This window comes from Streptomyces sp. DG1A-41 (assembly GCF_037055355.1).
Taxonomy (GTDB): Bacteria; Actinomycetota; Actinomycetes; order Streptomycetales; family Streptomycetaceae; genus Streptomyces.
In genome coordinates, this window is the sequence record NZ_CP146350.1 from 4,936,189 (window position 1) to 4,957,282 (window position 21,094).

Annotated in this window: 1 protein-coding gene and 2 pseudogenes; 1 reads left to right on the forward strand and 2 read right to left on the reverse strand. The window is 75.7% G+C overall.

Annotation, left to right across the window (positions count from 1 at the left end):
* Complete coding sequence (locus tag V8690_RS22945) at positions 1–1,074, reverse strand: condensation domain-containing protein (protein WP_338785429.1); 1,074 nt, start codon at positions 1,072–1,074, stop codon at positions 1–3.
* Between the two features lie 509 nt (positions 1,075–1,583).
* Positions 1,584–20,774: pseudogene (locus V8690_RS22950) on the reverse strand (amino acid adenylation domain-containing protein); the annotation flags it as partial.
* Between the two features lie 81 nt (positions 20,775–20,855).
* Between V8690_RS22950 and V8690_RS22955 the strand changes: the two are divergent.
* Positions 20,856–21,092, forward strand: a pseudogene (locus tag V8690_RS22955) (site-specific integrase); the annotation flags it as partial.
* Positions 21,093–21,094 lie beyond the last annotated feature (2 nt).

The window sequence follows — 21,094 nt, forward strand, 5'->3', positions numbered from 1 at the left end:
TCAAATCTCCCAGTCCGAGGCCAGTTCGTCCTCGAACTCTTCAATCTCGCTCTGTGTGATCTCTATAAGCCCCACGTCCGTGGGGGTCAGGCCGCCCGCGTCGGGCCGCTGGGCGTGCTCCACCAGAGCGGTCAGCGCCTCGAACCAGCCGTCGGCGAGCGCGCCGACCTCGTCCTCGGTGAGCACCGAGGCTGCCCAGGTCCACGTCGCCCCCAGGCGCGGCCCGTCCGCGCTCTCCTCGACGTACGCGGTGATCTCGACGGCGTGGGCCAGCGGGGTCGCCGGGTCCTCGCCGTCGGGGCGCGGGGCGTCGGAGGCCACCGACCAGTCACCGGTCTCCCCGGGAACGAACCGGCCCAGGTAGTTGAAGCCGATGTCGGCGCTGCCGAGCCCTTCGAAGGCCACGGCGGTCTCCGGGTTGAGGTAGCGCAGCAGCCCGTAGCCCAGGCCTTCCGACGGCACGGCCCGCAGCTGCTCCTTGACGTGCTTGAGGACGGTGCCGGCGGCGTGGCCGCCCGCGAACGCCTCGTCGAGGTCGACGCCGGCGGTGTCCAGGAGCACCGGGTACAGCGCGGTGAACCAGCCGGTGGTGCGGGACAGGTCCGAGGCGCCTTCGCGTTCGCGGCCGTGGCTCTCCACGTCGACCAGGACGCGGGCGTGGGCGTCGCGGCGCCTGCGGGCCTCGGCCAGGGCGAGGCCCGCGAGCAGGACGTCGTCCACGCCCGCGCCGAACACGGCCGGGGCCGTGGTGAGCAGGTGCCCGGTGGCCTGGGCCGGCAGGGTGCGGCGCAGCCGCCGCGCGTCGGCGAGCACGTCCACCGCCGGGTCCAACGGGCGCGAGCCCAGCCGGCCGGGTCCGCGCCGCAACGTGCCGGTCCAGTGGTCGAGTTCGGCCAGCGTGCGCGGCGCGGTGGCGCGTTCCGCGGCCCGCTCGGCCCAGCGGCGCAGTGAGGTGCCGCCGGAGCCGAGGTCGGGCTCGCGGCCCGCCCGCACGTCACCCCACGCCCGGAACAGGTCGGGCAGCAGGATGCGCCAGGACACTCCGTCGATGGCCAGGTGGTTGACGGCCACCACGAGCAGGCCGGGCCGCTCCCCCGGTCGAACCAGACGATCTCCACCATGGCCCCGTCGCGCGGGGACAGCCGGCCGACGGCGGCCTCGCCGTGGGCGCGCACCGCCTCGGTGAGTTCGACCTCACCGAGGTCGGCGGCGGCCACCCGGAGCACCCGGTCCTCGGCCCGCACAGCGTTCGGCTCGGGGACCTCGACGGTCCAGGTCGCGGCGTCGCCCGGGTCGCCGACGGCCACCTTCAGGCGGAGGCTGTCGTGGCGGGCGAGCAGCGCCCCGACCAGGGCGTGCAGCCGGTCCAGGTCGAGTTCGGCGGGCGCGCGCAGCACGGTGGTCTGGTTGAACCGGTCCACCGGGACGCGCCGCTCGGCCAGCCAGTGCAGCATCGGCCAGGCGGGCAGTGCGCCGACGGCCTCGTCCGGTTCGGCGTCCTCGGGCTCCCGGGCCGCCGCGGCGGCCCGGGCCAGTGCGGCCACCGTCCGGTGGGTGAAGACGTCGGCCCCCGTGATCGCGAGGCCCTCCCGGCGGGCGGCGCTGACCAGCTGGATGGCCATGATGCTGTCGCCGCCGAGGTCGAAGAAGGCGCTGTCGGCGTCGACGGAGTCCTCGGGCAGGCCGAGGACCTGGGCGAACAGCCGGACCAGCACCTCCTCTTCGGCGTTCGCGGCGGACCGGCCGCCATCGCTGCCGAACTCGGGGGCGGGCAGCGCCCTGCGGTCGAGCTTGCCGATGGCGGTGAGCGGCAGCTCGGTCAGTTCGACGATCGCCGCGGGCACCATGTAGTCGGGCAGGGTGCGGCCCAGGTGGGCGCCGAGCGCGGCCCGGTCGTAGCCGTCGCCCGCCACGGTGTAGGCGACCAGGCGCTTGTCGCCCGGCCGGTCCTCGCGGACGATCACCGCGCAGGCGGTCACCCCGGGTCCCGCGGCGAGCGCCGACTCGACCTCGCCGAGCTCGATGCGGAAGCCGCGCAGCTTGACCTGCTCGTCGGCACGCCCGGCGAACTCGACCAGGCCGTCCGCCGTCCAGCGGGCCAGGTCGCCCGTGCGGTACATCCGGGTGCCGGGCGGACCGTACGGGTCGGCGACGAACCGGTCGGAGGTGAGGTCCGGGCGGTTCCAGTAGCAGCGGGCCAGACCCGAACCGGCCGCGTACAGCTCGCCGGTGACGCCCGGCGGCACCGGCCGCAGCGCGTCGTCCAGGATGTAGTGGCGCATGGCGTCCAGGGAGCGGCCGATCGGGACGCTGTGCGAGCGGGGGTCGAGCGCGTCCGGGTCGACGCGGTGGGACAGCGCCATCACGGTGACCTCGGTGGGCCCGTAGGCGTTGACGACCCGCAGGCCGGGGGCGTGCTCCAGGACGCGGCGCACGGCCGCCCCCGAGACCACGTCACCGCCGGTGGCGACCTGGCGCACGGCGGCGAACGCCTCCGGGATCTCCTGGGCGAGCACCCGGAAGAGACCGGCGGTCAGGAACAGCGAGGTGATCCCGGAGTCCGCGATCAGTGCCCTCAGGTCCGTGACGTCCAAGTCGCCGGGCGGGGCCACGAGGACCTCGCCGCCGCGCAGCAGCGGCACCCAGAACTCCAGGACGGCGGCGTCCCAGGCGTGCGGGGAGTGCAGCGGCACCCGGTCGGTGACGCCGTCCCAGCAGCGGTCGGCGGCGAGCTGGACGATGTCCCCGTGGCAGATGGCGACACCCTTGGGCAGGCCGCTGGAGCCGGAGGTGAACATCAGGTACGCGAGCTGCTCCGGGGCCACCGGCACGGCGGGTGCCTCGGCGGGCAGGGCCGAGAGGTCCGCCTCGGCGTGCACCAGCCCGGCCCGGACGTCCAGGCCTTCGGCCCGTCGCCGGCACGCCTCGTCGACGACGAGGAGCGGCGCCTGCACCTGGTCGAGGAGCCACACCAGGCGCTCGTCGGGGTTGGCCGGGCTGAGCGGCACGTAGGCGCAGCCCGCCTTGACGATGCCGAGCAGGGCGACGGCCAGGGCCTCCGAGCGCTCCATCAGGACGCCGATCCGCGCCTCGGGGGTGACTCCCCGGGCCAGCAGGGCGTGCGCGAACCGGTTGGCCCGCGCGTCCAGTTCGGCGTACGTGAGGGTGGTGCCGGCGAAGGTGACGGCGGGCGCGTCCGGGTGCTCGGCCGCCCGGCGGGAGATCGCCTCGGGCAGGCTCGCCGGGGCCACCGGGGCGGCGTTCTCCAGCCAGCTGCCGAGAATGTGCTCGCGCTCCCCGTCCACCAGCACGTCGTGGGCGGAGACCGGGACCTCGGGCCGGTCGGTCAGGACGTCCAGGAGCCGCACCAGACGGCGGGCCATCAGGCTCACCGTGCCGGCGTCGAACATGTCGGCGCTGTACTCGACGGAACCGTTCCAGTCGACCGGCCTGCCGTGGTCGCCGATCCGTTCGGTCAGGGTGAAGGTGAGGTCGAACTTGGCGACCGAGGGCGCCACCGGGCGCGGCTCGACCGTGAGGCCGGGCATCCCGGCGACCTCGGCCAGGGCCGTACCGCCGGCGCTGTCCAGGCTGAGCGCCACCTGGAACAGCGGGTGCCGGGCGGCGGAGCGCTCCGGGCGCAGCGCCTCCACCAGACGCTCGAACGGCACGTCCTGGTGGGCGAAGGCGGCCAGGTCGAACTCGCGTACCCGGTCGACCAGTTCCGCGAAGCTCGGGTCGCCGGACACGTCGGTGCGCAGCACCAGGGTGTTGACGAAGAAGCCGACCACGTCGGCGAGGGCCTCGTCGGGGCGGGAGACCACGGGCGAGCCGAGCGGGATGTCGGTGCCGGCGCCGAGCCGGGACAGCAGGGCCGCGAGTGCCGCCTGCACCACCATGAACGGGGTGGCCTTCAGCTCGCGGGCCACCCGGCCCACGCGCTCGTACAGGTCCCGCGGCACGGCGAAGGTGTGCCGCCCCGCACGGTGCGGTCCGACCGCCGGGCGCGGCCGGTCCACCGGCAGCGTGAGCTCCTCCGGCAGTCCGCTCAGCGCCTCGGCCCAGAAGCCGAGCTGCCGCGCCGTCTCGCCGCGGTCGCCGTCGTCCGCGCCGTCGGCCCCGTCGCCCAGCAGCTCGCGCTGCCAGAGGGCGTAGTCGGCGTACTGGACGGGCAGCGGCTCCCAGTCGGGGGCCATGCCGTCGAGGCGGGCGGCGTAGGCGGCGGCCAGGTCCCTGGCGAGCACGGGCATGGAGGTGCCGTCGCCCGCGATGTGGTGCACCACGACGAGCAGCACGTGCTCCTCGGGGCCGAGCTCGAACAGCCGGGCCCGGACGGGGACGTCGGCCGTGAGGTCGAAGCCGGCGGCGGCACCGGCGGCGATCCGCTCGTCGAGGTCCTCCGCGCGCACCCGCACGACCGGCAGGTCGACCAGGACCTCGGGCAGCACCCGCAGCCAGGCGTCGGCACTCTCGCCGCCCCGGTCGTCGACCAGGGTGCGCAGGCTCTCGTGCCGGGCCACCACGTCGCCGAGCGCCTCGCGCAGCCGGTCGGCGTCCAGGGCGCCGGTCAGCCGCAGTGCGATCGGGATGTTGTAGGCGGCGTCGAGGCCGCTGAGCCGGTCGAGCAGCCACAGGCGCTGCTGCGCGTGGGAGAGCGGGACCCGCTCCGGGCGCGGCCGCGCGGTCAGCGCGGCCCTGCCGGTGCCCGCGACGCCGGCGGCGCGCCGGGCCAGGGCGGCCGGGGTCGGGGACTCGAACAGGTCGCGCACTCCGAGCTCCGCGCCCAGAGCCGCCCGCACGCGGGTGACCAGGCGCATCGCGAGCAGCGAGTGCCCGCCGAGGTCGAAGAACGAGTCGTCCACGCCGACCCGGTCCACGCCGAGCACCTCGGCGAAGGCGTCCACGAGGAGTTCCTCGGCCGGGCCCGAGGGGGCACGGCCTTCGGCGTGGACGGCGGCCCGCGGGGCGGGCAGCGCCTTGCGGTCGAGCTTGCCGTTGACGGTCAGCGGCAGCCGGTCGAGCACGACCACCGCCGAGGGCACCATGTGCGTCGGCAGCGCCTCGGCGGCCGCCTCACGCAGGGCGGCCCCGGTGACCTGGCCGGCCGCGGAGCCGGTGACCACGTACGCCACCAGGCGCCGGTCGCCGGGGCTGTCCTCGCGGACCACGACGGCGGCCTGGGTCACCGGCTCCAGCGCCAGCAGCACCGACTCGATCTCGCCGGGCTCGATGCGGAAGCCGCGCACCTTGACCTGCGCGTCGGCCCGGCCCAGGTACTCCAGGGAGCCGTCGTGGCGGCGCCGGGCCAGGTCACCGGAGCGGTACATCCGGGTGCCCGGGGCGCCGAACGGGTCGGCGACGAAGCGGCCGGAGGTCAGCCCGGGCCGGTGGGCGTAGCCGCGGGCCACGCCCGCACCCGAGACATACATCTCGCCGACGACGCCGGGCGGGACCGGCCGCAGCCGCTCGTCCAGGACGTGCACGCCGAGGTCGGGGATGCCGACTCCGATGGCGCCGACCACCCCGGCGCGCACCTCGTCCGCGGTCAGCGCGCGGTGGGTGACGTGCACGGTGGTCTCGGTGATCCCGTACATGTTGACCAGGACCGGGCTGTCGTCGGCGTGCCGTTCGTACCAGGGCAGCAGGCGGGCCGGGTCGAGGGCCTCGCCGCCGAAGACGACGTAGCGCAGCGCGAGGTCGGCGCCGCCCGCCTCCTCGTCGGCGCGGATCAGTTCGTGGAAGGCGGACGGGGTCTGGTTGAGCACGGTGACCCGCTCCCGCCGGAGGAGCTCCAGGAAGGCGGCGGGCTCCCGGCTGACGGCGTGCGGGACCACCACGAGCCGGCCGCCGTGCAGCAGCGGGCCCCACAGCTCCCACACCGAGAAGTCGAAGGCGTACGAGTGGAAGAGGGTCCAGGTGTCCTCGGCGCCGAAGCCGAACCAGTGGTCGGTGGCGTCGAAGAGGCGCAGCACGTTGCGGTGGGTGACCACGACGCCCTTGGGGGTGCCGGTGGAGCCGGAGGTGTAGATGACGTACGCCGCGTGGTCGGCCGCGGCGATCGGCGCCGGGGCGGCGGGCGCACGTCCGGCGAGGTCGGCGACGACGCCCTCGTCGTCCAGGGCCAGCCAGGTGTCGTCGCCGCCGAGGGCAGCCACGGTGGCCCGGGTGCCGACGGTGACCACCGGCCGGGTATCGCCCAGCAGCAGGGCCACGCGCTCGGCCGGGTAGGCCGGGTCGACCGGCAGATAGCTGGCGCCGGACTTGAGGACGGCGAGCACGGCCACCACGAGGTCGGGCACCCGGGGCAGGGCGAGCGCCACGTACTGCTCGGGCCCGGCGCCCCGTTCGCGCAGCAGCGCGGCGAGCCGGTTCGCCCGGGCGTCGAGCTCCGCGTACGTCAGGGAACCCGCCCGGCCCCGCTCGTCCTCACCGGTGACGGCGACGGCGTCGGGGTGGGCGGCGGCGGCCGCCTCGAAGCGGCGCACGATCGTGTCACTGGCGGCGATCGGCCGGTACGGCTCGGCCGGGGTGTGCGCCCAGTCGGTCAGCAGCAGGTGCCGCTCGTCCTCGGCGAGTACGTCCAGGTCGGTCACCGGCCGGGCCGGCTCGGCGAGGGCGGCGCCGAGCAGCCGGACGAGGCGCTCGCCCAGGCTCGCCGCGGTCGACGCGTCGAACAGGTCGGCGCTGTACTCCAGATCCACCGTGATGCCCGCGGGGGCGCCCTCGTCGGTGTACCGCGGGCGCAGGTGCAGGACCAGGTCGAACTTGGCCGCGTCCATGGTCAGGTGGAGCGGCTCGACGGCGAGGTGCGGCAGTTCCTCCAGGGCGTTCAGGGCGCTGGTCTCGTCGTCGCCCCATTCGACGACCACCTGGAACAGCGGGTGGCGTCCGGCCGAGCGCTCCGGGCGCAGGGCCTCCACCAGACGCTCGAACGGCACGTCCTGGTGCGCGAAGGCGGCCAGGTCCGTCTCCCGTACCCGGCCCACGAGTTCGGCGAAGCTCGGGTCGCCGGACACGTCGGTGCGCAGCACCAGGGTGTTGGCGAACAGACCCACCACGTCGGCCAGGGCCTCGTGGGAGCGGCCCGCGATCGGGGAGCCGATCGGGATGTCGGTGCCGGCGCCGAGCCGGGACAGCAGGGCCGCCAGCGCGGCCTGCACCACCATGAACGGGGTGGCCTTCAGCTCGCGGGCCGTCCGGGCCAGGTCGCCGTGCAGGTCGGCGGTGATCGCCAGGCGGTGGCGTCCCGCGCGGTGCGGTCCCGCAGCCGGGCGGGGCCGGTCGGTGGGCAGCGTCAGCTCCTCCGGCAGCCCCGCCAGCGTCGTGCGCCAGTGGTCGAGCTGCCGGCCGAGCACGGAGTCCGGGTCGTCCTCCGCGCCGAGCACCGACCGCTGCCACAGCGCGAAGTCCGCGTACTGCGGCACGTCGCCGGGGCGTTCGGGCGCCCCGCCGGCGAGGCGGGCGCGGTAGTCGGCGACGAGGTCGCGGGCGAGCACCGGCACGGAGGCGCCGTCCGCGGCGATGTGGTGGACCACGACGAGCAGCACGTGCTCCTGGGCGCCGACCGTGAACAGCCGGGCGCGCACGGGGGCTTCGGCCGTCAGGTCGAAGGGGCGGGCGATGGCCTCGCGCAGGGCGCCGTCCAGCTCGTCGGCACCGACCTCGGTGCGCTCGAACGGCAGGCCGGTGGAGACGATCCGCTGGTAGGGGCCCTCCTCGTCCTCGGCGATCAGGGTGCGCAGACTCTCGTGGCGGGCGGCCAGGTCGTCGAGGGCGGCGGCGAGCGCCGCCTCGTCGAGCACGCCGGTCAGACGCAGCGCCATCGGGATGTGGTACGCGGTGTCGGGGCCGTCGAAGCGGTCGAGGAACCACTGGCGCTGCTGCGCGTAGGACAGCGGCAGCCGGTCCGGGCGGGGCAGGTCACCGGGGGCGGCGACGGCGGGGCGCGGTCCGCCGGCGGCGAGACGGGCGAGCTCCCGGACGGTGGGCGTCTCGAACACCTCGCGGACCCCGAGCTCCGCGCCGAGCACGGCGCGGACCCTGGCGACCAGGCGCATGGCGAGCAGCGAGTGGCCCCCGAGGTCGAAGAAGGAGTCGTCCACCCCGGCCCGGTCCACGCCGAGCACCTCGGCGAAGACCCCGGCGAGCAGCTCCTCCGCGGGGCTCGCGGCCCCGCGCCCGGCGCCGGAGTCGTAGCGCGGGGCGGGCAGGGCGGCGTGGTCCAGCTTGCCGTTGACGGTGACCGGCAGCCGGTCGAGGACGACGACGGCGGCCGGGACCATGTGGTCCGGGAGCGCCTCGCGCAGCCGGGCCCGCAGCGCCGCGGGCACCACCGTGGCGCCCGTGGCGGGCACCGCGTAGGCGACCACCCGGCGGTCGCCGGGCCGGTCCTCGCGGACGACGACGGCGCTCGCGGCGACCTCGGGGGCCGCCACGACGGCGGCCTCGATCTCGCCCGGCTCGATACGGAAACCGCGCAGCTTGATCTGCCGGTCGGCACGGCCGACGTAGACCAGCTGCCCGTCCTCGCGCCAGGCGACCTGGTCGCCGGTGCGGTACATCCGGCTGCCCGGGGCGCCGAACGGATCGGCGATGAACCGCTCGGCGGTCAGCGCCGGCCGGTCGAGGTAGCCGCGCGCCAGGCCCGCGCCCGACACGTACAACTCGCCGACGACACCTACCGGGACGGGCTGCAGATGCGCGTCGAGGACGCGGACCGCGAGCCCCGGCAGGGCGGTGCCGATGGGCGGTACGCCGAACCCGGACAGCGGGGCGCTCATGGTGGCGCACACGGTCGTCTCGGTCGGGCCGTACGCGTTGACCATGTGGCGGCCGGCCGACCAGAGTCCGGCCACCTGCGGCGGGCACTGCTCACCGGCGACCGCCAGGCTGCGCAGGGTCGGCAGGTCCGCGGGCCGCAGCTCGCGCAGGGCGGCCGGCGGCAAGGTGGCGTGGGTGACGCCGTGCTCGGCGACGGTACGCGCCAACGGGGCACCGGGCAGCAGCTCCTCGCGCGAGGCGAGGACCAGGCGGGCGCCGGCGAGCAGGGTGACGGCGACCTCGGAGACGAAGGCGTCGAAGCTCGGCGAGGCGAACTGGAGCACCCGGCTGTCCTCGGTGACGTCGAAGCCGGTGCGCTGGGCCCGGGCCAGGCCGGGGATGCCCGCGTGGGTGACGACCACACCCTTGGGACGGCCGGTCGAGCCGGAGGTGTAGATGACGTACGCCGCCTGCTCGGGGCGGACGGGCCGGGCGAGCCCCTCGCCGGACAGCTCCAGCAGGTCCAGGTCGAGCCGGCGGAGCCCGGTCCCGGGCAGCGCGGTCGCGGCCGTGGTGAGGACCAGTTCGGGCGCGGCGTCGGCCAGGGTCTGCGCGATCCGCTCGGCCGGGTGGGCCGGGTCGACCGGCACGAACGCGCCGCCCGCCAGGGCGACCGCGTGCAGGGCCACCACCATCTCGACCGAGCGAGGCAGCACGATCGCCACCCGCTTCTCGGTGTCCACGCCGGCCTCGGCGAGGACGCGGGCCAGGGCCCCGGCCCGATCGGCGAGTTCGCGGAAAGTGAGCGTCCGTGCACCGGTGACGAGGGCCGGCGCGTCGGGCGTCCGACGGGCCTGGTCGAGGAAGAGCTCGGGCCAGGTGCGCGGGTCCGCGGCGTCCTCGGGGCCGTGGCCGAGCGACAGGAGGTCCGCCCGGGAGGCAGGGGTGTGCCCGGAGATCCGGCCGACCGGGGTCGCGGGCTCGGCGACGACGGTGTGCAGCAGCCTGGGCAGCAGTTCGGCGAGCTGCCCCATCCGCTCCTCGGTGAGCACGTCGGGGCGGTGGTGCAGCCGCAGCCGCAGGCCGTCGGGGCCGGGGCTCGCCTCCATGGCGAGGGTGTAGTGGGTGACGGCGTGGTGCGCGACCTCGCCGGCCTCCAGACCGGCGCGGCGGGCCACCGCCGTCAGGGCCGCCACGTCCAGCGGGTAGTTCTCGAACACCATGGACGTGTCGAAGAGTTCGCCGTGCCCGGCGAGGCGCCGGATGTCCACCAGGCCGAGGTGGTGGTGCTCCACCAGCCGGGCCTGCTCCAGCTGCAGCCGGCGGGCGAAGTCCCCGACCGGCTCGTCGGCGCGCAGGGTCGCGCGCAGCGGCACCGTGTTGATGAGGAGACCGACCATGTCGGCCGCTCCGGGCAGGTCGGCGGGCCTGCCGCTGACGGTGACGCCGGTGACCACGTCGTCCCGGCCGGTGAGCCGGGCCACCAGCAGCAGCCAGGCGGCCTGGACGAGGGTGTTGACGGTGACGCCGAGGCGGCGGGCGGCGCCCTGCGCGTCGAGTCCGTCGACGGCGAGGTCGAGCCGGCCGGGCTCCTGCCCGGCCGGGGCCGGCCCGTCGGACAGCAGGGTGCCGCCGTCCAGGCCCGCAAGGGCCTGGCTCCACGCGGCGCTCGCCGCGGCACGGTCCTGGCGGGCGAGCCATGCCAGGTGGTCGCGGTGCGGCCGGACCCGGGGCAGCGGGTCGCCCAGGTAGTGGGCCATCAGCTCGCGCATCACGATCGGCATGGACCAGCCGTCACGGATGCTGTGGTGCGCGGAGACGACGAGGGTGTGGCGCTCCCCGAGGGAGGCCAGCGTCCAGCGGATCAGGGGCGGGCAGGTGATGTCGAAGCCGCGCCGGCGGTCGGCCGCGCAGGCGGCGTCGAGGTCGCCCGGCCTGGCCAGCTCGACCTCGGTGAAGTCGAGCCGGGGGTCGCGGAACACCACCTGCGCGGGCGTGCCCTGGGAGGTGCGGCGGAACGCGGCCCGCAGCGCGGGGTGGCGGCGCTGCACCTCGGCGGCGGCGGCGCGCAGCCGGGCGCGGTCCAGGGGACCGGTCAGCTCCACGCGAAGCTGGGAAACGTACGGGTCGTCGGCGCCGTCGCCGTACTGGTGGTGGAAGAGCAGGCCCTCCTGGAGCGGGGCGAGCGGCAGCAGCTCATCCACGTCACCGTCCGCCTCCAGCTCCCGTATCTCCGCCTGCTCCAGCGGGACGATCAGGTCGGACGGGGTGTGGCCGCCGGCGCCCGGGCGTGTGCCATGGGCGGCGAGGCCGCGCAGGGCGGTGCCCCACAGGTCGGCGAGGCGGGCCGCGTCGGCGTCGGAGACGAGGGCGCGGGCCCAGGTCCAGGTGGCGACCAGCTCCGGCCCCTCGGGGCCCTCGTGCGCAGCGACGTTGACTTCGACCGTGTGGGAGAGCGGCACTTCGGGGGCGTCGTCGGCGCCCACGGAGGCCAGTTCCCAGCCCGGTGCGAGGGCGCCGGCCAGGTTCACACGGCCCAGGTAGTTGAAGCCGAACTGCGCCTCGGGGAGCTCCGCGAACAGCGGCGCCGTGCGCGGGTCGCTGAAGCGGGCGAGGCCGTGGCCGATGCCCTGACGCGGGGTGGCGCGCAGCTGCTCCTTGACGGTCCGCAGGGCGTCACCGGCGGCGTCCGCGCCCGCCAGGACGGCGCGCGGGTCGGCCTCCCGGGTGTCGAGGCGCACGGGGTGGGCGACGGTGAACCAGCCGACCGTGCGGGAGAGTTCGGCCCCCGGGACCAGGTCCTCGTGACGGCCGTGGCTCTCGACGTCCACCAGCAGGCCGGCCCGGTCGCCGCGCCACAGCGGCACGGCGGCGGCGAGCGCGGTCAGGAGTACGTCGTCCGGGCCCGCGTGGAAGGCCGCGGGCAGGTCCGCGAGCACCGCGCCGGTCACGTCGGCGGGCAGCCGCAGGGTCAGCCGTCCGGCGTCGCCCCGCAGGTCGAGGCCGGGGTCGAGGGGGCGGGGCCCGATCAACGGGTCGTCCACCGCGAGCAGTTCGCGCCAGTGGCCGGCGTCGTCGGTGGGCAGTGCGGTGACCGCACGGGCCCAGTGGGCGAACGAGGTGCCCACCGGCGCCGGGTCGGGCCGGCCGCCCGCGGCGACGGCCTCCCAGGCCGCGGCGAGGTCGGGCACGATGATCCGCCAGGACACGCCGTCGACGGCCAGGTGGTGCACGACGAGCAGCAGTCGCCCGGCACGCCCGGCGCCCCGGTCGAACCAGACGGCGCGCAGCATGTGCCCGGCGGCCGGGTCGAGGCTGTCGCGGGCGGCGCCGGTGTGCTCGGCGACGAGGGCGGTGAGCTCCTCGTCACCGGCGTCCGCGGGGACGGCGACCCGGGTCAGCAGGGACTCGGCGAGGGCCGCGGGCCCGTCAGCGCCCACCGGCGTGACCGTGAAGCCGTCCGCGTCCGCGACGCGCATCCGCAGGCTCTCGTGTCGCTCCAGTACGGCACCCAGGGCGACGGCCAGGTGCTCCCGGGTGGTCGGCGGCAGGGTCAGGGTGACCGACTGGTGGTACTGGGCGTACCGGCCGCCGCGGGTGACCAGGCGGCGCATCAAGGGCAGCAACGGGGCGTTGTCCGGCCCCCGTTCGGGCAGCGGGGCCGACGCCGGTCCGTCCTGCTCCACCAGGGCGGCGGCGAGTCGGGCGGGGGTGCGGTGTTCGAAGACGTGGCGGGCGGAGAACTTCAGTCCCGCGGCCCGGGCGCGGCCCACCAGTTGGATGGACATGATGCTGTCGCCGCCGAGGGCGAAGAAGTCGTCCTGGACGCCCGCGTCCTCCCGGCCCAGCACCTGCCGGAACATGCCGAGCAGGCGCTCCTCCAGTGGGCTGCCTCCGGCCTGGTCGGCCAGGGCGGCGGCGAGTCGGGCGGGGGTGCGGTGTTCGAAGACGTGGCGGGCGGAGAACTTCAGTCCCGCGGCCCGGGCGCGGCCCACCAGTTGGATGGACATGATGCTGTCGCCGCCGAGGGCGAAGAAGTCGTCCTGGACGCCCGCGTCCTCCCGGCCCAGCACCTGCCGGAACAGGCCGAGCAGGCGCTCCTCCAGGTCGCCGCAGGCCCCAGGGGTCGCGGTGCCGGTGGTGACGGCGGGCTCGGGCAGGGCCGCCCGGTCCACCTTGCCGTTGGGCGTCAGCGGCAGCTCGCCGAGGACCACGAAGACGGCAGGCACCATGTACTCGGGCAGTGCGACGCGCATCCGGGCCTCGACCTCGGCGGTGTCCACGCCCTCGGGCGCCACCAGATAGCCGACCAGACGGGCTTCACCCGCGGTGCCACGGACGGCAGCGGCGGCACGCGTCACGCCGGGCACGGCCTCGGCCGCCGCCTCCACCTCGCCCAGCTCGATACGGAAGCCACGCACCTTCACCTGGTCGTCCACCCGGCCCAGGTACTCGATGGTGCCGTCCGGGCGCTGCCGGGCCAGGTCGCCGGTGCGGTACATCCGGCTCCCGGCCGGGCCGAACGGGTCGGCCACGAACCGGTGCGAGGTCTGGCCGGGCAGGCCGAGGTAACCGCGGGCCAGGCCCTCGCCGGCGAGGTACAGCTCGCCCCGGGCACCGGGCCGCACCGGCCGCAGACCGCTGTCGAGCAGGTGCACGCGGGCGTACGGGAAGGGCCGGCCGATCGGGACCGGGCCGTCGGGCAGCGGCTGCCCCGGCTCGATCCGGTACTCCATGACGTTGACGGTCGCCTCGGTCGGACCGTAGGCGTTGACCACGGTCGCCTCGGGGTGCGCGGCCCGCCAGCCGGCGAGCATCTCACCGCGCAGCGCCTCACCGCCGAGCACCAGAGTGCCGGACGGGGACACCTCCTCGGACAGCGTGTCGAGCAGCCGCAGGTGGCTGGGCGTGCCCTTGAGGAAAGTGGGGCGTTCGGCCCCCAGCGCGTCCGGGAGTTCGGCCAGGTGCACCCGGCCGCCCGCGACCAGCGGGGTGTACAGGCAGGTCACGGTGAGGTCGAACGACACCGACGTGTGCGCGAGGGCGAGGCCCGCCGCGTCGGGGTAGGCCTCGGCGGCCCGGGCCGCGTAGGCGCCCAGCGCCCGGTGTTCGACCACCACACCCTTGGGGCGGCCGGTGGAGCCCGAGGTGAAGATGACGTACGCGGCGTCCTCGGGGCGGGGGGCACGGCCGACCGCGTCGGCCTCGGCGGCGGTGGGCCGCACGGTGGCCAGGCCCTCAGGTGCCAGGTCCGGGTCGGCGGTGACGGCCAGCGCCGGAGCGCTGTCCTGGAGGATGACGGCGATCCGCTCCGCCGGGTAGGCCGGGTCCACCGGCACGTAGGCGGCACCCGACTTCAGGACGCCGAGCAGCGCGACCGGCAGGTCCACCGAGCGCGGCAGCAGCACCGCGACCAGGCGGCCGGGCCCGGCGCCGCGTGAGATCAGCTCGGCGGCCAGGGCGTTGGAGCGGCGGTCGAGCTGGCGGTAGGTGAGGGTCTCGCCACCGGCCAGCACGGCGGGCGCGTCCGGGGTGCGGGCCGCCTGCGCGGCGAACAGCTCGGGCAGCGTGGCGGCCGGGGCCGACGACCCCTGGGAGCGGTCCGCCGGCGCCTCCTCGCCGGCCCGGGCGAGGCGCCCGAGCGGCAGCTCGGGAGCGGCGGCGAAGGCGCGCAGCGCGGCGCACAGCTCCGCGGCGGCGGCCAGCGCGGTCTCCTCGTCCACCAACTGCGGCTGGTGGCGCACCCGCAGCCGCATCCGTTCGCCCGGCTCGACGACGACGCTGATGGCGAAGTGGCTGCCGTCGCGGACCCGGGCATCGGCCAGTTCGAGCCCGGCGTCCCGCGCGGAGGCGGTGATGGCCGCCAGGTCCAGCGGGTAGTTCTCGAAGCTGAGCAGGGTGTCGAAGAGCTCGCCCATACCCAGGGCGCGCTGGATGTCGCCGAGGGTGACGTGGTGGTGGTCGAGCAGCGCGGACTGCTCGCGGCCGAGCCGCACGGCGAGGTCGCCGAGGCTCTCGCCCGGGTCGAGCCGTACCGACAGGGGCACGGTGTTGATGAACAGGCCCACCAGGTCGCCCGCGCCCGGCAGCTCGGCCGGACGGCCGGCCACGGTGACGCCGAACAGCGCCTCGTCGCGGCCGGTCAGAGCGCGCAGCACCATCGCCCAGGCGGCCTGCACCAGGGTGTTGACGGTGACGCCGTACCGGCGGGCGACGACGGCGAGGCCGGCCGTCTCCTCTGCGGTCAGCAGGTGCTCCTGCCGGACCGGCTCGACCACCCGGGCGCCCTGCCCGGTGGCCACCCGCGAAGGCTCGGTCACCTCGGCGAGCGCGGCCCGCCACACCTCCAGGGACGCCTCGGTGCCGGTGCCGTCGAGCCAGGCGAGGTGGTCGCGGTAGCGGGCCCGCTCCCCGGCGTCCGGTACGGCCCCCGCCTCTGTGGCGCCGTACTCGGTGAACAGGTCGCGCGCGACGATCGGCAACGACCAGCCGTCCACCACGATGTGGTGCATGGTCAGGACGACCGCGCCGCTGCCGTCGGCGCGGCGCACCGCCGTGGCCCGCACCAGCGGCGGGCGGGCCAGGTCGAAGCGGGTGGCCCGGTCCTCGTCCAGGAGCGCGGCGAACGCGGCGTCGTCGGCGAGGGCCACCTCCCGCACCGGCACCCGCGGTGCCTCGTACACCAGCTGCACCGACCGCTGGTCCTCGGTGGTGCGGAAAGAGGCGCGCAGCGCCTCGTGCCGGCCGAGCACCCGGTCCAGGGCGGCGCCCAGCCGCGCCGTGTCCACGGGAGCGGCGAAGTCGAGGACGATCTGGAGGGTGTACGGGTCGGCGTCGGTGTCGTCGAAGGCGTGGTGGAAGAACAGCCCCTGCTGGTTCGGGGAGAGCGGCAGTACGGCCTCCACACCGGGCTCGGCGGCCAGCCGCCCGGCCTCCTCGGCGGAGACGGGCAGCGTGATCCGCCGGGGCTCGGCCGTCGGCTCGTGGACGGAGCACACCTCGGCGAGCGCGGCCACGGTGCGCTGCTCGAACATGTCGCGGAAGCCGAACGAGACGCCACGGGCGCGGGCCCGGCTGAGCAGCCGGAAGCCGAGGATGCTGTCCCCGCCGAGCGCGAAGAAGTCCTCGTCGACACCGACCGACTCCATGCCGAGCACCTCCGCGTAGAGCGCGCACAGCAGCTCCTGGAGCGGGGTCTGCGGACCGCGTACGGCCGTGCCGGCGATCACCGGGACGGGCAGCGCGCGCCGGTCGATCCCGCCGCCGGCGGCCGGCGGCAGGGTGTCCAGGGTGACCAGCACGGACGGGACCATGTAGTCCGGCAGGGCCGCGGCCACGGCGTCCCGCAGGTCCGACGGGTCGGTGGTGGCACCCCGGCGCGGCACCACGTAGCCGACGAGGCGGCGCTCACCGGGGGTGTCCTCGCGGACGACGGCCGCGGCGCGCACCACGTCGGGGTGGGCCGCGAGCGCGGCCTCGACCTCGGCCGGGTCGAACCGGAAGCCACGCAGCTCGACCAGGTCGCCCCGCTCCTCACCGACGACCGGCCCGCGGTCGGGCACCAGCTCGCCGACCAGCGTGCCGGGGGCATCGGCGAGGCGGGCGAGGGTGTCGTTGAACCGGTCGAGGAGGACCTGGGCGGCGGCCGGCGCGAACAGGTGGGGGCGGCAGGTGAGCCGGGCGGCCAGTCGTTCGCCGGGCACGGCGGTGAGGGTGAGCGGGTAGTGGTTGACGTCGGTGACGTCGGCCGCACCGGCGACCAGGCCGCTCTCCCGGGCCACGGCGTCCAGGGCGTCCCGGTCCACCGGATAGTTCTGGAAGGCGACGACGGTGTCGAAGAGGCCCGCGACACCGGCTGCCCGCTGCACCTCGACGAGCGGCAGGTACTGGTGGGCGAGGAGGTCGGCCTGGTCGTCCTGGACCGCGCGGGCCACCTCGGCCAGGGTGCGGCCGGAGCCCGGACGGGCCCGCAGCGGGACGGTGTTGACGAAGAGGCCGGCCATCTCGCCGACACCGGGCACTTCGGCGGGGCGGCCGGCGACGGTGATGCCGAACACCACGTCGTCCTGACCGGTCAGCTCGCGCAGGGCGACCGACCAGGCGGCCTGCACCAGGCTGTTGACGGTGACGCCGAGTTCGCGTGCGGTGTGCTCCAGTCGCCTGGTGGTGGCGGCGTCCAGAGCGCTTTCCAGCCGTACGGCGTCCTGCGCGGGGGCGTCGCCGGACCCGCCCACCAGGGTCGGACGCACCCCGGCGAGGGCGTCGCCCCACACGGCGGCGGAGCGCTCGTGGTCGAGGCCGGCCAGCCAGCCGAGGTAGTCGCGGTAGGGCCGGGGCTCCGGGCCGACCGGCCCGCCCCGGTAGGCGCGCAGGGTCTCGCCGAGCAGGATCGGCACCGACCAGCCGTCGAGGACGAGGTGGTGGCAGGTCACCACGAGCCGGTGCCCGTCGTCGAGGCGCAGCAGGGCCGCGCGCAGCAGCGGCGCGAACGCCAGGTCGAAGGGTTCGGCGGCCTCGGCCCGCAGCACCGCGTCGAGGTCGTCCGCACGCCCCCGAAGGTCGTGGACGCGCCACGGCACGGCGGCCCGGCGGCGCACCACGAGCACCGGCCGGCTCACACCGTCGTGGACGATCCCCGACCGCAGCACCGGGTGGCGGGTGACGACGGTGCCGAGGGCGGCGCGCAGCCGCTCGGCGTCCACCTCGCCGGCCAGGTCGAGCCCGATGTGGACGGTGTAGACCTCATCGCCGTGGCCGGCGGTGAGGCTGTGCACCACCAGGCCTTCCTGGAGCGGCGTCAGCGGCAGTACGTCCTCGACCTCGGGGTCGGCGAACAGCGCCGCCAGCTCGTCGTCCGGCAGCGGCGCGGGCAGCGCCGGGACCGGCACCTCGCCGCCGGTGCGGTCCCCGGCCGTGCAGGAGGGAGCGAGGCGGGCGACGGTGCGGGCCCGGAACAGGTCGCGTATCGCCACGGTGATGCCCTCGCGGGCGGCGCGGGAGACGACGCGGGTGGCCGAGAGGGAGGTGCCGCCGAGCGTGAAGAAGTCGTCGTCGACGGTGACGGAGTCCAGACCGAGGACCTCCGCGTACAGGGCGCACAGCCGCTCTTCCAGCTCGGTGCGCGGGGCCCGCCCGTCAGGCAGGGAGATCCGCACGGGCGCGGGCAGGGCGCGTCGGTCCAGCTTGCCGTTGGGCGTCAGCGGCAGCGCGTCCAGGACCACGACGGCGCCGGGCACCATGTACTCGGGCAGGCGCTCGGCGAGGTGGGCGCGCAGGGCCGGTGAGTCGCCCTGCGGGGAGACGACGTAGGCCACGAGGCGCTTGTCGCCGGGGCGGTCCTCGCGCATCAGCACGGCGGCCCGCTCGACCGGCGGGTGGGCCAGCAACGCCGCCTCGATGTCGCCGAGCTCGATGCGGAAGCCGCGCACCTTGACCTGGTGGTCCAGGCGGGACAGGAAGGTGAGGGCACCGTCCGGCTCGACCCGCACCAGGTCGCCGGTGCGGTACATCCGGGCCCCTGCCGGACCGTACGGGTCGGCGACGAACCGCTCCGCACTCAGCCCTGGACGGCCCCGGTAGCCGCGGGCCACGCCGTCGCCGGCGATGTACAGCTCGCCGCTGTAGCCGGCCGGCACCGGGCGCAGCGCCGTGTCGAGCACGTACACCCGGGTGTTGAGGATCGGGGCGCCGAGCCGCACCGGCCCGCCGTCGCGTTCGACCGGCGCGGTCATCGACCAGACGGTGGTCTCGGTGGGGCCGTACATGTTGGTGACGCTCGCGGCGTGCTCGGCCAGCAGACCGGCCAGGGACTGCGGCAGGGCCTCGCCGCCGGTCAGCACGCGCACCCCGGCGAAGACCTCCGGACGGGTCTCGATCAGCGGCTGCCACAGGCTGGGGGTGGCCTGGACGACCGTGATCGCCTCGCGCTCGACGACGGTCCGCAGGGCGTCCGGGTCGAGCACCTCGTCCCGGCTCGCGAGCACCACGCGGGCGCCGGCCAGCAGCGGCTGGAAGATCTCCAGGACGGCGATGTCGAAGCTCACGGTGGTGACAGCGAGCAGCCGGTCCTCGGGCCCGACCGGCACCGCGCGGGCCATCGCGGCCAGGAAGTTGTCCATGGCAGCCCGCTCCAGAGCGACCCCCTTGGGGCGGCCCGTGGAGCCGGAGGTGTAGATGACGTACGCGGTGGACCGGCCGTCCTGCGGGCGGCCGAGCGGGCCCGGGTCGCCGGCGGACCAGTCCACCGTGTCCAGCAGTAGGGTGGGCAGCCCGTCCGGGACGTCGGTGCCAGAGGTGGTGACGAGCAGCTCGGGGCTCGCGTCCTCGAGGATCATCGCCCGGCGGTCGGCGGGGTGTTCGGGGTCGATGGGCAGGTAGGCGCCGCCGGCCTTGAGCACGGCGAGGAGAGACACGACTAGACCGGCGGTACGCGGCAGCGCCACTCCGACGAGCCGCTCCGGGCCGACGCCGCGCGCGGCCAGCAGACGGGCGAGCCGGTTGGCGCGGGCGTCCAGCTCGGCGTAGGTGAGCGTCTCGTCGGCACGCAGCGCCACGGCGTCGGGACGCGCGGCGGCCCGCCGCTCGAACAGCTCGACGAGGCCGCCGGGCACCTGGCTGGCGGTGTCGTTGGGGGCGTGCAGCAGCCGGTCGGCGGTCGCGGGGTCGAGCAGTTCGGCACGGCCGACCGGGGCACCGGGGGCGGCGGCCAGCGAGGCGAGCAGGGTCAGGAACCGCTCCTGGTGGGCTGCGAGCGCGTCCTCCGAGTACAGCTCGGGGTTGGCCGCGAACTCCAGGCGGACCTCGCCGTCGGCGGGGTCGCCGAAGGTGGCCACCGCCAGGTCGGCCACGGGCCCGTTGGACAGCTGACGGGGCGTGGCGAGCACGTCGCCGAAGCGGACCCGGGCGTCGAAGGACATGGCGTTGACGGCGGTGCCGAACAGGGCGGCGTCGGTGCCGGTGAGGTCGCGGGCCTGATGCAGTTCCTCGCGACGGAACCGCTGGGCCCGCAGCAGCGCGCCCAGTTCGGTGCGGACCGTGCCGACCAGTTCGGCGAAGGTGATGCCGGGGGTGACGGTGACGCGCAGCGGCAGGTCGTTGGCGAGCATCGACGGGGTGGCCAGTGCGGCCGGGGTGCGACGGGCGGCCACCGGGATGCCCAGGACCACGTCGTCGACGGAGAGCATCCGGTGGTGGTACACGGCCGTGGCGGCGGCGATCACAGCCGGCCAGTGCCCGACCGCGGTGAGCATGCCGGTCAGTTCGCTCGGCAGGTCGGTGTGGCGGCGCAGGGCGCGGGGGGCCGGGCCGGCCGCACCATCGGCGAGGGTCTGGCGCTCCTCGGCCCCGGCGAGGCGGCCGAGGAGGAAGTCGCGGTCGCTCGCGTGGTGCGGGGAGCCCCGGTAGGCGCGCTCCTCGGCCACGAGTTCGTCGAGCCCGCGACGGCGGGCCGGGGCGGGCTCCTCCCCGGCGGCCAGGGCGGTATAGATACGGGCCAGGCGGTCCAGGTAGCGGGTCTGCCCGAAGCCGTCGAGGACGATGTGGTGGTAGCGCAGGTAGAAGAAGTGCCGCTCGTGCGAGAGAACCAGCAGGGCGTGCCGGAACAGGGGACCGGCCTCCAGGTCGGCGACGGTGGCGAGATCCCGGTCCATCCAGGTGCGGGCGGCGGCCTCCGGGTCGCTCTCGGCCTGCAGGTCCACCAGGTCCACCGTGGCGTCCACCTCGGCACGGACGATCTGGAACACCTCGCCGTCGTCACCGAACCGGGACCGCAGCGTCTCGGTCTCGGCCACGGCTCGCACGACGGACCGGCGCAGCACCTCGATGTCGAGGGGAACGGAGTCGAAGTGAACGGCGCACTGGTACAGCGGGCTCCCCGGTTCCAGCCGCTGAGCCACCCACACGCCGAGTTGAGCGGCGGTGACCGGCAGGCGGACATCGTTTTGAACCTCGGAAAGTGCCAACCGACTCACGCTCCCAGAACGGTGTACCAGTGCGGACCCAGGCGTCGGCCCCATGACGGCGTGACGCTCCGAGCGGAGGATTCCGACGCCGCCTATCTCGCCCCTATAGGTGGCGGGACTCGGTCGGGGATCCAGGTGCGGTGGATGGAGGAGCGCGGCCTGGCCCCGACCAGGCTCGACCGCTACGACGGCCTGTTGCGCCTGCACATCCTGCCCACCTTCGGCGGCAAGGACCTGGACGAGATCACCCCGCCCTCCGTCCGCACGTGGCGAGCCGAGCGCCTGAAGGCGACCGGCGCCACCACGGTCGCCAAGTCGTACCGCCTGCTGAAGGCCATCCTGCAGACGGCTGTCGACGACGACCTCCTGCGCCC